This is a genomic window from Enterococcus sp. AZ171 (assembly GCF_051714005.1).
Lineage (GTDB): Bacteria > Bacillota > Bacilli > Lactobacillales > Enterococcaceae > Enterococcus_B > Enterococcus_B pernyi.
This window is the reverse complement of sequence record NZ_JBIORA010000001.1, coordinates 2,709,744-2,722,500: the sequence shown is the minus strand read 5'-3', so window position 1 is coordinate 2,722,500 and position 12,757 is coordinate 2,709,744. Positions and strand designations below refer to the sequence as shown.

Sequence of the window (12,757 nt, the reverse complement as noted above, 5' to 3'; positions counted from 1 at the left end):
GTTTTACTGGTAGGGGATAGCTTCCACCAGAATCGTCCTTCGCTAAAGATCCAAAAGCATTTTTCGGAACAAATCAAGCGCTTAGGAGAACACAATATCTCAGTTTTTTTAACATTTGGTAATCATGATTTTTATCAAAAAGAGAGATATTGGTTTGAATTTCCCGAGAATCTTTCTTTGTTTACTTCGGAAACTGTAGAGACACTGCAAATGACGACGGATGCTGGCGAAACGATTGCACTCAGTGGTTTTAGTTACACAAAACAATGGATCACTGAGGAAAAAGTACCTGAATTTCCCCAACGTTTTGCTGTCGACTACCATATTGGACTCTATCATGGTGAAACTGGGTCAACTCATGGGAATTATGCACCATTTCAAGCAAATCAAATGGAAGCAAAAGGCTATGACTACTGGGCATTAGGCCATATCCATGTTCCAACTAAATTAAATGAAAAAGGGACCATTCTTTATCCTGGTGCACCACAAGGTCATACAAAAAAAGAAGAGCCTGCGACTTCAATAGTTTTAGTTGAACTTCAAGGAGCATCTTGTCGAACAACACCTATAAAAGTTGCAGAAGTTTATTGGAAACGTCAGCAAATTTCTCTCAGAGAAGTGAAACAAACGACGGATGTATTGAAGAAAATCCAGCAAGAATTAGTTGAACCCAATAAGATGACTCTCATTGAATTTGAGATCATTGATTATGAACACTTAGATCAGGAAGTGTTGGATCGTATTTATTCTGGAGAATTATTAGATTATTTGAAGGAAGAAACAAACAGGAAATTTTCGAATTTAGTTATTTGGCGCATCTCTACTTTAGAAAGAGATAACAAGGTAAAAATTTCTTTGTCTGCTTCCACATTGATGTTTGAACAACTATTCGAAAATTACCAAACAAAAGAAGATTTTCAGCATATATTACATGAAGCCTACACAAATCAAGAGGCAATCAAAGTGTTGGATCTGCTACCGGACTTTCAAGAATCTACGATACAAAAGGCCCAAGAAATCATTCGGCAAGACTTTTTGTTTGAGGGGGGTACTGAATGAATATTTTAAAAATCGAAATAGCAGCTTTTGGAAAGTGGCGTCAGCAAACCTTTGATTTTACCTCTGGCAATCAGTTGATTTACGGTGAAAATGAAGCGGGAAAGTCAACAATTTATCAATTTATTCAAGCAATCCTTTTTGGTTTTCCATCAAAAGGGAAGAAAAAGAAAGATTACACACCGAGAGACGGTTCTGCATATGGTGGGAAATTATGGCTGAATCATCCTGTACATGGAGAAATTTATGTTGAGAGATATAAACAACAAAATAGAGGTAAATCGAAGGTCACATGTAATGGCCAAAGTGGAAGTGATGAACTCTTAGAAAAACTACTTTCACCTTTGACGAAAGAGTTATTCCAGCAGGTTTTTACATTTCAACAAGAACAACTGAGTGAACTTGCTCATTTAACAGAAAAAGAATTACATGATGCGCTGATTTCATTAGGAATCACTGGAAGTTCTCATGTCTTTCAAAAAAGACAAGAATATTATCAATCAGCTGATAAGTTGTTTAAAAGAAAAGGTCAAAAATTAGTGATTAATCAGCGACTAAATGAATGGAAACAACTACAAGAAAAGATTCATCAAAAGCAAGAACAAGAGGCGATCTATAGTGAATGGATCATGGAGGAACAACGACTAGCAGAACAACAACAGCTCTTATTGCATGATATCGAACAAATCAATCAAAAACTTACGCTGTATCATCAACAAGAATTGAATTTCTCTTTATATGAAGAGTGGCAATCACTGAAAAAAAATATGCTAGCTGAAGTACCGGATGAATCACTAATACAAGATTTAGAAGTATTTACCAAACGTTATCAACAAATGAACGAACGTCTGGAAGAACTTGAGGCTTCGTTAGAGCGACATAGTGGGATGGATCAACAGTCTGCACGTTATTATTTTTATTTAGAACAAGAACAAGAGTTGAAAGCACTACAGCAAAAGCAATTTTCAACTGAGCAATTAATGGATGAGTGGCAAAGACTGCAAGTAGAGACAAGGGAAACAGCGTCAGAATTGAAAATCTTAGAACAACGTTGGCGCTGGGATCGATTGCAACGACCACAGGAATTTATTGATGATCCAGAGTGGCGTTCTTTGTATACGATGGCGCAACAATTAAATGATGAACACAGTCAGTTAGCGATTCGTTTTGATATTGTGAAGGAACAGCAACAAACACTAGAAGCAGAGATCAATGAATTAGAACTAGCCCATCCAACGCTGATCCAAACAAGACCGACCCAGGATGTTCCGGAAAAACAATCCTTTTTCAAATTTTACGTTAGTGCGTTAGTGTTAGCTGTGATTGGTTTAATCTTACCTATGCCTGGAAAAATATTGGGGCCATTGCTTGCTTTGGGAGTGGTTGGCTATACGTTGACTCGTAGAAAACCTAAGAACACTACAAACCAAAATTTGCCAGAAATCAAAGGGAAATGGCAAGAGAAACTAGGACAACTGGATATTGTATTGGCACAATTAGAAGAGATTACTCAAACAATCAATGAGAATAAACGAAAGCAACAAAAAATGGAACAATCAGTGGCTGATTTTGCCTATCATCACTCATTAGGAATAATGAACACGCTTGAAACGATGAAAAATGAGGGCCAAGAAGTAACAGATTATCAAAAGCTTTATGCTGTTTTCCAAAAAAAGCAACAACGAGAACGTGAGATACAGGAACAACTCTTACAGATAGATGGGAAACTTGACCTAGCAAAAGAATGGCTACCTCTCCAACATAAATCTCTCTCGGAAAAAATGGCGCTATTAACCACGTTCATCCAAGAGATGGAACAAATGAAATATGCTAGAAGTTATCAACAGAATACTTTATTGAAACAAGAAATCAACGCATTGAAAAAGAAACAAAAAATGTGGTTGGAGGAATACAAAGAACAATTTACTAGAGCAGAACTTTCTTACCCATCAGAAGTACCGATTTTTTTACAAAAGGTGGAGCAAACGAAGCAACAACAAGCGCGTTTTGAAGAATTGACGCATATTCTTTCCCCAATTTTTAAAACTGTCATTACTTATAGCCAGTTGCAGACTCAGATTGCTCATGAATCCGAACGATTGCAAGAACTAAAGAGGGAAGAAAGTAGGAAGAGTGAGCAACGTCAACGTTTGCAGTTGCAAATTGAGGGATTACAACAAGACGGGACATTAGATGAATTATATCAACAGGAAAGTCTACAAAAAGCACAACTACAAACTTTATTTGAAGAGTGGGGAGGCTTAGTGATTGCTGGGACATTTTTAGGTGATCTTTCGACAGAATTAAGTGAACGGCAATTACCACAGTTACTCAAATTAGCTGGAGACTATCTAAGTATCCTAACTGATCGACAGTACCAAGAAATACAATTGAAAAACGATACATTGACATTAACAAATGGTACAGATGAGTTTCCAATTTATGAACTATCGACAGGGACAAAGGATCAGATGATTATGGCGATGCGTTTTGCATATCTTGCTTTGGAAGCGAAACGTTCGATCTGTCCAGTGATCATTGATGATGGCTGGCTACACTACGACCATAAGAGAAAATACCGTTTAGCTAAACTACTAGCTGAATTTAGCAAAACCTATCAAGTAATCTGCTTGTCTTCTGATCAAGAAATGGTAAGCTATTATCATGAGCTAGAACAATCTGTGAGAAAGTTAGAAGGTGCAAATAGTGAAAAAAATACGTGAATTAGTCGTTGATGAACAATTCGAACAATTCGTTTTGATCAAAAATGCAGATGTAAGAATTGCTAAGAACGGTAAGAAATTTATCGCTTTTACATTTCAAGATACATCAGGAACAATTGATGGCAAATATTGGGATGCATCAGAGGACGAGATCAAAAAATTTACACCGGGAACAGTTGTCTTTTTAAATGGTAAACGCGAGGTCTATCAAGGAAACCCTCAAGTTAAAATCTTGCATATGCGTTTAACAAAAGTTGATGAACCGAGTGATCCCAGTTTGTACATGGAAAGAGCACCATTGAGAAAAGAAGAAATGGAAGAAGAAATCAACCAATTGCTATTTGAGATCACCAATGCACATTGGAATCGAATCGTACGTTATTTACTCAATAAATACCAAAAACAATTTTTTGAATATCCAGCAGCAAAACGAAATCATCACGCATTTGCTAGTGGATTGGCTTATCATACAGTATCGATGTTACACTTAGGTAAAGCGATTGCTGATGAATACCCTGAATTGAATCGCCCACTACTTTATGCGGGGATTATCTTACATGATTTAGGAAAAGTGATCGAGTTGTCCGGCTCAATGGCAACAGAATACACATTAGCAGGTAATTTAGTAGGGCATTTAGTTTTAATTGATGAAGAAATAACAAAAGCTTGTTTAGCGTTGAAAATCAGTGAGGAAGAAGAAGATGTGCTGATCTTACGTCATATGGTTCTATCACATCATGGATTGTTAGAATATGGTTCGCCTGTTCGTCCTCGAATCATGGAAGCGGAAGTATTACACCAAATCGACACGATCGATGCTTCAATGCAAATGATGACTACTGCGATTCGTCAAACAGAGCCAGGGAAATATACAGATCGAATATTTGGTTTAGATAATCGTAGTTTTTATGTACCAAAACAGAAATGATGGTAATTGTTGATTAGGTATTGAAAGATACGTAATAATTTATTGATAGCATCTCACTAGTTTTAAAGAGATCAAGACGAAAGTATTTAGCCTCGATAAATAAGACAACACCCACGAAAGTAGTTTTTCAAACTTTTGTGGGTGTTGTCTTATTTCCGAAGAGAACTATGTCCCCAAACATTTTTTTATGAACCCAAAGAATGTTTTACTTTCCGTTAGCAGAGATGGATAATGAGAACTTATCGTATTCAAAAAAGTGGTTTAGGAAGAATTTTCTCTTCCTAAACCATTTTTTAAATACTTTCTAGCATTTATTTTTAATGTCTAGAAGCGTATAGTATTTATTCGTTTGTTGATTCAGTCGTGCTTTGCTCTGTTTCTGATGCTTCAGTAGAATCAGTTGATTTTGTTTCAGAACTCTTTGTTTCTGAGCTTTCTGTTGCTGAGTCTTCAGTTGAAGATGTACTTGTTGTAGCTGAAGTAAATGGTGTCAAGATGTTTTGGAATGCGTCATCTTTGATTTTTACATTCGCTTCTTTTAGTTCTTCACCGATTACTTTTGTTTGAAATTCGCTGTCATTCACTTTTGCTTGAGTCGCAATTTCTTCTAATTGATCTTTGAATTTATCCATGTCATTTCCTTTATCTTGGTTTTTCACCATTTTAACGACATAGTATTCTGTTGCATAAGTAGAAGGATTTGTTGCAGTGATCACATCTGAGATTTCACCGTCTTTAAGTTTGAAAGCAGCTTCTTTTACTTCAGATGGAACAGTTTGTGTTTCTGAATCAAACTTGATATTACCACCATCGTCTTTAGTTGTATCTGTTGATTTTTCTTTCGCTAGTTCTTCGAAATCTTTGCCGTCATCAGCTGATTTCTTAACTTCTTTTGCTTCGTCTTCACTAGCAACTTTGATGATTTGTGCTTCTACTTCTGGGTGGAATGTTTCCCACGTTTTCTTCAAGTCTTCATCTGTCAATTTCACATGAGATTCGATCCCAGCTTTAAAGACAAGATTATTACGAAGGAATTCTTTAAAGCTTTCTTCTGTATATCCTGCAGATTCTAATTGTGTCTCGAAGCTGTCACCATAAGTTTCTTTTGTTTTATTATATTCAGCATCTACTTCTTTATCTGAAACTTTATCATTGTATTTGCTATTGAATACATCATAGATCACCATTTGTTGAAGTAATTGTTGGTTAGCAGATTCAGATTTTGCTTTTTCATAAAAATCAGCGACGGTGATTGTGCCGCCTTTCATGGTTACGATATCCTTGTTTGTATCCCCGCCACCAGAACAAGCTGCTAGTGTTAGAATAGCTAACGCACTTGTCGCAGCTAAAATTATTTTTTTCTTTTTCATTTAAGTTTTGCACTCCTGTAATTTATTATTGGTTTTCACAAATATTACTATACCATATCTATGAGCGAATAAAAACGTTCTGACTGATAGTTTCAAACAAAATTCAAATTTTTGTCACATTCCATACATCTAGGTACATGAAAAAGACATATAGTTATCAAAAGCGCTTGATTTTTGATCATTATTGCACGTCTGTCAAGCTTTCAGGTAAATGTGCCGAAAGTTTTTCTACTTGTTCTTGGATTTGTGTCACTCGTGGTTCTGCTTGGAATTTGAAATTTTCAAGGTCTTTTTCGATTGATTCTTGAAAAGATGGGATAACAGTTTCAGCTGTTCTTTTTGTTTCAGATAACGCGTGTTTAAAATGATTTAAACTGTTATTTAATTCGTTAGTTAATTCAGTTGCTTCATCTAATTCTGCAATCAATTTCTCTCTGGTCTCATTTCCACTACGTGGTGCAAATAATAATCCTGCTGCTGCACCGGTAACAGCACCGAATACTAATCCTTTTAGAAAATTTTTAACCATGAATCGTCACCTGCTCTTTGATTTTTTCTTGGATAGCAGTCATTTCTTCCGTTGTATAATTTGCTTGATGGTTTCCAAAGTGAATGGAGAAGTCATCTTGTTTACTATAACGCGGGATTAAATGGATATGGGAATGAAATACAGTTTGATAGGCTAGTTCTCGATTATTATTGATAATATTTAAACCTTCCATTTCGGGAAATGCTTTTTCGATGGAACGAGCGATTTTTGGGATACGGGCAAAGACATCACTGGCTAATTCCTCGTTGTAATCAAAGATATCAGTTACGTGTTCTTTAGGAATGATCAATGTGTGTCCTTTAGTTGATTGAGAGATATCTAAGAACGCATAGATTTTCTCGTCTTCATAGATTTTATAGCTAGGGATCTCTTGATTGATGATTTTACAAAAAATACAATTGTCCATATAAAAACACCTTTCTTCTATTCAAATTTCGTTACCTCAACTTTAACATAAGTTCGTGAGAATGCACGTAAAAAATAATTGGACGTGATTTGCTTCGTGGTATAATGAAGACAATATAATAACGGAGGAAGAAATATGAGTTTAAAAATCGAACATGTTACAGGTGGCTATGGTCATTTACCTGTTTTGAAAGATATCAGTTTTAACGTTCAACCTGGAGAAATGGTTGGGTTGATTGGTTTGAATGGAGCAGGAAAAAGTACAACGATCAAACATATTATCGGTTTGCTTGAACCAACGAAAGGCAAAATCGAGATCAATCAATTATCCCTTAAAAAGGATGTAGAAAATTATCGTAAACAAATTGGTTATATTCCAGAAACACCTTCATTGTATGAAGAACTTACGTTAAAAGAACACATTGAAGTAACGGCGATGGCTTATAACATTCCAATGGATATTGCAATGAAACGGGCAGAAAAGTTGTTACACACGTTTCGATTGTCCAATCGGTTAGAGTGGTTTCCAGCGAATTTTTCAAAAGGGATGAAACAAAAAGTCATGATTTTGTGTGCTTTTTTGATTGAACCATCTTTGTATATCATTGACGAACCTTTTCTAGGGCTAGATCCGTTGGCAATCAATGCTTTGTTGGAATTAATGGTCGAGATGAAAAATGAAGGATCGGGTATTTTGATGTCTACGCATATTTTAGCCACTGCTGAAAAATATTGTGACCGTTTTGTTGTTCTTCATGAAGGAGAAATCAGAGCAGATGGCACGTTAGCAGAGTTGCAAACTGCTTTTCGAATGCCGGAAGCATCCCTAGATGAAATCTACATCGCATTGACGAAGGAGCAAGGTTATGAATGATTTTTTTCAAAAAAGACTAGCAAAACATCATAAAAAAATGATGAAATATTTACGCTATGTATTCAACGACCATTTTGTATTAGTCTGTTTATTTTTGATTGGGGGTCTAGGCCTTTATTATTCTAACTGGCTAAAAACACTTGAAGCTCCTTTTTCGATGGGAGGTATCATCGTCTCATTGATTTGGATGATTTGCTTGATCGTTGGGAAAATCGCGACTTTTGCGGAGCCGGCAGATTTAGTTTTTCTTTTACCGAAAGAAAAAGAAATGAAAGGCTATTTGCAACGAGCTTTTCGTTATTCTTGTATTTTTCCTATGGTTTTTCTAGGATTAGTGTGTGGATTTGCGATGCCGTTAGTTGTGGTTTCAACGCAACAACCATTTTCGCTATTTTTTGTTTATCTACTTATACTATGGAGTTTGAAGTCTAGTCATTTACAAGTGAAGCGAGTAGATTTTTATCGTATGGAAGAAACACGTAAAAACCTGTTTAAATATGGTTGGTGGGTCTCGTCATTTGGGATCTTACTTCTTTCTTTTTATGGGAATATTTGGTTGGGCTTGATTCTTTCATCTGTTCAAGCTGGGATCTATTATGGGTTCTTATGGAAAAAACTGTCCGCTCATTTGGACTGGGAAAAAATGATCCAATTAGAAAAACAACGTTTGCACCAAATCTATCAGTTCATCAATTTGTTTACAGATGTGCCGGAGATCACCGCGAAAGTCAAAAGGCGCCGTTATCTTGATCCGGTGTTACGAGGAATCAAGAAAGAAACGAAAAACACGTATTTTTATTTATTTGTTCGACGTTTTGCTAGAGGGTCAGACTTTATTGGTTTGTACGTACGTTTGACAGTGATTGGCTCGATCATTATCGCCGGAATCAACGATCTATACTTTACTTTAGGTATTGGCTCATTATTTCTATATTTGATTGGCTTTCAGTTATTACCGTTATACAGTCAGTTTCGCTATATGATCTTGGGCCAATTGTATCCTATCCCACAGAGTCAAAAAAGTGGAGCACTCCAACGTCTTTTGACGTGGTTATTGACTTTTGTTGCTGTTTTATTTGGAGTGATCGCTGCTGTTGTTCTTGATGGAAATGAGAGATGGCTACCTATCTTGGTCTATCTTGTTGTCAACGGACTCTTGATCAAATGGTACGTGCCATCGCGGCTCAAGAAGATTGCGGAGTAGTCTTGAGAAATCAAGCAGAAAAATTTTATTATTTTACGAGAATAGATCACAAGAATTGTGGGGAAGTCCGAAATTACTTTATGTTTTTTCGAACTTTCCTATTTTTTTCCATGGTCAAAAAAGGATGTATTAAACCTTATTATAGGAAGAAATCACTAGGGACTTTTTTTATTTTGATAAAAGTTGGTTTTTTAGAAGGCAAAACATAGAAAAAGAACGTATATGTGCTTGACGTTCAAGACTTGGGCGACTAGAATAATAGATACTGCAAACATATAGTAGAGGACGGGAGAATGCGCGATGGAGTTTCAGTTAGACCAAGAGTGGCGGTTACGCCCCATCAAAGGTGACACAGGAAAAACATACATAGGCATGCGTGATAAAGACAAAGTTTTTATCAAGAGGAACACAACGCCAATGCTCGCTGCACTCTCTCGTGAAGGCATTACGCCTAAATTAGTGTGGACTAAGCGAACAGGAGATGGCGATACCTTGACCGCACAAGAATGGCTGGAAGGCCGCTTGTTGACGCCTAGTGAGATTGGCCAAAGAAATGATGTCATTGATGTACTTTATCATCTACATCATTCAACGTCTTTAAAAACCATGCTTTCTCGAATTGGTGGTAGAGTATTGACACCCCAGAAAATGCTGCAATATTATGAACAAGATTTGCCGGACAGCTTAAAAAACAATCAATTTTTACAACTCGTTTATCGCTATTTGTGCCAACAAGTTCCTTCGGTAGACAAGGAAAAATTAGCGGTCGTGCATGGAGATGTCAATCATCGGAATTGGTTAGTCTGTAAAAATTATTTATATTTAGTTGATTGGGATTCAATCATGTTCGCTGATCCAGCGGTAGATATCGCGACTATTTTAGGAAATTACGTGCCATTGTCTAGTTGGAATCAGTGGTTGATCAGCTACGGTATCCGACCAACAGATGAAATTTTAGAAAAACTACATTGGTATGCGGTGATGAACCTATTACAAGAAATCACACGCTACTGCAAACGTGAAGATTATCGACGAATGAATGAAGAGATTTTACAACTCAAACGAATTTTTAGTGGTTAAGCTCGGATATTCAGTTGATTTTTTTATTTTTAGGGGTAATACCAATAGCGGTTTACAATAAATTCAGTGAAATACAAGGAACAATCTTTTATAGGAATAGAGAGGAAGAAAAAGATGCGTGTTCGCAACCGACCAAATGCAGCAGAAATGCTAGCCGCTCATCCAGAGATCGTCATCAGTGAGCCAACAAAATGGCGTGGAAAATGGAAAGAATTATTTGGCAATGATCAACCAATCCATATTGAGATCGGCATGGGAAAAGGACAGTTTATTACTGGGATGGCCAAAGCTCATCCAGAAATCAATTATATTGGGATCGAAATGCAAGTAAGTGTCGTGTCTATTGCTTTAGATAAAGTATTGGAGGAACCATTACCTAATTTAAGATTATTGCACGTGGACGGTTCTGCTTTGACTGAGTACTTTTCAGAGAATGAGATCGATCAGATTTATTTGAATTTTTCAGATCCATGGCCTAAAAAGAGACATGAAAAACGGCGCTTGACGTATCGTACATTTTTAGCTGTTGACGAAGAGATCCTAAAACCAAATGGCGAAATTCATTTCAAAACAGATAATCAAGGATTGTTTGAATATTCGTTGGCTAGTTTTTCACAATACGGGATGCGTCTAAAAAAAGTCTGGCTTGATTTACATCAAAGTGATTTTGAAGACAATATCATGACAGAATATGAAGAGAAGTTTTCTTCTCGAGGACAACGGATCTATCGTGTGGAAGCACAGTTTGTGGACAAAACCAAATAGAAAAAAGAAGAGAGTAGGAACTGTAAGTTCTTGTCTCTTCTTTTTTTATTTTTTTAGTCTTGTTGATCACAGACGGGAATCAAGTCAAATTTTGAAAAAGAGAAGAGCCCCATATCAGTGATTTTCAATTCAGGAATAACTGATAACGTTAAAAATGAAAGTGTCAAGAATGGATCGAATGCTTCACTTGCGCCTAAATGATGTGCTTGGTCAGTCAAGTTCAGTAATTGCTGATTAACTGTTTCATAAGATTCGAGTGACATCAAACCGCCAATAGGTAATGGTAAACAAGCTAATTCAGTTTGTTGATCTACAACAATCATCCCGCCGCCTTTTTGGATTAATTGTTCAGCAGCGTAGCACATATCTTCATCATTTGTTCCTACAACGACGATATTATGTGAATCGTGAGCCACCGTAGTAGCTAAGGCCCCCCTTTTTAGTTGGAATCCTTTTACAATTCCTAGACCAATATTTCCTGTAGCATGATGTCGTTCGATGACAGCAATCTTTAGTTGATCATCTGCCACTGAAGGAGTGAAAGAACCATTATCGACTTGAACTTGCTCCAATAAATCGTTGGTCAACAAACTATTTGGAATGATTTCTATGACATGAGCGGTTGATGAAGATAAAGCTAGTTCTAAAGAGTGTGGACCAAATGGTGCAACTGTCATTTTTGGTAATGCATCAATCGCTGGCTGAATTTTTAATTTTGTAACTTCAGGGACCAACTGTCCATCTATCACAACCGTTTCTCCTTGATAGAACACGGTATTGATCGGCAACTTTTTCAAGTCATCTGTTAAGAAAAAGTCTGCCTGATAGCCTGGCGCAACTGCCCCTAAATGTTGTAAGCCAAAACATTCTGCCGCATTCAATGAAGCCATTTGGATGGCTTGTAGTGGGTCCATGCCCGCCAAGATGGCTTCACGGACGATATGATCGATGGAACCTTCTGTTACAAGATCATTGATCAATTTGTCATCAGTCACGAATAAACAGCGACGTGAATTGTCTGGTGTGATAGCAGGTAAGAGTGCCTGGAGATCTTTTGCTACGGTTCCTTCTCGAACCATCAAATACATTCCTAGCGCTAAACGCTCCTCCGCTTCTTGGGCGGTCGTTGCTTCGTGGTCTGTTCGAATGCCCGCAGTTAAATAAACGTTTAAGTCGTCTCCGTTTATTCCTGCGGCGTGGCCATCGATTTTTTTGTTCTTTTGATGCATCAGCTGTAATTTATCGATAATCGTTTGCTCATTTGAAGCGACTGCCTGATAGTTCATTACTTCAGCTAGACCAAGTACTTCAGGATACTCAAGAAAAGGAGCAAGTGCTTTTGCATCTAAGACAGCGCCACTTGTTTCAAATGGTGTGACAGGCACACATGAAGGTAGCATGATGAATATATTCATTGGTGTCTCTCTTGCATCTGCCAGCATAAATTCAAGGCCCACATTTCCGGCGACATTACCGATTTCGTGAGGATCAGTTACTACTGTTGTCACACCATGTAATAGAGAGATTTTCGCAAACTCTTTAGGTGCTAATAGAGAACTTTCGATATGCACATGACCATCGATCAGACCAGGAACTAAATACTGTCCTTTTGCATCATAGATAGTCGTACCTTCGTATTCCCCAATACCTACGATTCTTCCGTCGCAGACAGCGACATCACCCTCCATGATTGTTTTCGTAAAGACGTTGACGATTTTTGCATGTTTGATAACTAAATCAGCGGGTTGTTTTTTTCCTGCAACTGCAATGTGTTTGTTTAAGTGCGAATCCACTCTGAAACC

At 37.1% G+C, this 12,757-nt stretch carries 11 protein-coding genes (1 of these 11 running past the window's edge); 7 read left to right on the top strand and 4 right to left on the bottom strand.

Annotation, left to right across the window (positions count from 1 at the left end):
- The 3 genes in view from IGJ49_RS13100 to IGJ49_RS13090 are tightly spaced (each overlapping or abutting the next) and all read left to right on the top strand, a layout consistent with a single transcriptional unit that may run on beyond the window.
- Positions 1-1,059, top strand: partial view of a metallophosphoesterase family protein gene (locus IGJ49_RS13100; protein WP_010734185.1) — the 3' portion only. The gene continues 156 nt to the left of window position 1, outside the view; the window shows 1,059 of its 1,215 coding nt (coding positions 157-1,215); its start codon lies off the left edge, out of view; it ends in the stop codon at positions 1,057-1,059.
- Positions 1,056-3,779, top strand: a complete 2,724-nt coding sequence (locus IGJ49_RS13095; RefSeq protein ID WP_224434272.1) for an ATP-binding protein — start codon at positions 1,056-1,058, stop codon at positions 3,777-3,779. Before IGJ49_RS13100 ends, IGJ49_RS13095 begins: the two co-directional genes overlap by 4 nt.
- Positions 3,763-4,707: a 3'-5' exoribonuclease YhaM family protein gene (locus tag IGJ49_RS13090; RefSeq protein WP_010734187.1), complete on the top strand. Its 945-nt coding sequence runs from the start codon at positions 3,763-3,765 to the stop codon at positions 4,705-4,707. The genes IGJ49_RS13095 and IGJ49_RS13090 overlap by 17 nt, the downstream gene beginning before the upstream one ends.
- A gap of 341 nt (positions 4,708-5,048) precedes the next feature.
- Here IGJ49_RS13090 and IGJ49_RS13085 read toward each other — a convergent pair whose 3' ends face one another.
- From IGJ49_RS13085 to IGJ49_RS13075, 3 genes are all read right to left on the bottom strand, one after another.
- A complete protein-coding gene (locus IGJ49_RS13085) occupies positions 5,049-6,077 on the bottom strand; it encodes a peptidylprolyl isomerase (RefSeq protein WP_023520451.1) in 1,029 nt (342 codons plus the stop codon).
- 181 nt (positions 6,078-6,258) lie between these two features.
- The gene (locus IGJ49_RS13080) at positions 6,259-6,606 is read right to left on the bottom strand and encodes a YtxH domain-containing protein (protein WP_023520450.1); all 348 of its coding nucleotides are present in this window, start codon (positions 6,604-6,606) and stop codon (positions 6,259-6,261) included.
- Positions 6,599-7,033, bottom strand: coding sequence for an HIT family protein (locus IGJ49_RS13075; protein WP_023520449.1), 435 nt, complete (start codon positions 7,031-7,033; stop codon positions 6,599-6,601). Before IGJ49_RS13075 ends, IGJ49_RS13080 begins: the two co-directional genes overlap by 8 nt.
- A 135-nt stretch (positions 7,034-7,168) precedes the next feature.
- Here IGJ49_RS13075 and IGJ49_RS13070 point away from each other — a divergent pair, with 135 nt between their 5' ends.
- From IGJ49_RS13070 to trmB, 4 genes are all read left to right on the top strand, one after another.
- Positions 7,169-7,906, top strand: coding sequence for an ABC transporter ATP-binding protein (locus tag IGJ49_RS13070; RefSeq protein ID WP_010734191.1), 738 nt, complete (start codon positions 7,169-7,171; stop codon positions 7,904-7,906).
- Positions 7,899-9,110 carry an ABC transporter permease gene (locus IGJ49_RS13065; RefSeq protein WP_438723805.1) on the top strand — a complete coding sequence of 404 codons (1,212 nt, stop codon included), beginning with the start codon at positions 7,899-7,901 and terminating at the stop codon, positions 9,108-9,110. Before IGJ49_RS13070 ends, IGJ49_RS13065 begins: the two co-directional genes overlap by 8 nt.
- 300 nt (positions 9,111-9,410) lie before the next feature.
- Positions 9,411-10,190 (top strand): phosphotransferase family protein, encoded by a 780-nt coding sequence (locus tag IGJ49_RS13060; protein ID WP_010734193.1) that lies wholly within the window; start codon positions 9,411-9,413, stop codon positions 10,188-10,190.
- 114 nt (positions 10,191-10,304) lie between these two features.
- Positions 10,305-10,955 carry a tRNA (guanosine(46)-N7)-methyltransferase TrmB gene (gene trmB / locus IGJ49_RS13055; RefSeq protein ID WP_010734194.1) on the top strand — a complete coding sequence of 217 codons (651 nt, stop codon included), beginning with the start codon at positions 10,305-10,307 and terminating at the stop codon, positions 10,953-10,955.
- A 53-nt stretch (positions 10,956-11,008) separates the two neighbouring features.
- Here trmB and ade read toward each other — a convergent pair whose 3' ends face one another.
- Positions 11,009-12,748, bottom strand: a complete 1,740-nt coding sequence (gene ade, locus IGJ49_RS13050; RefSeq protein WP_023520446.1) for an adenine deaminase — start codon at positions 12,746-12,748, stop codon at positions 11,009-11,011.
- Between the last annotated feature and the right edge of the window lie 9 nt (positions 12,749-12,757).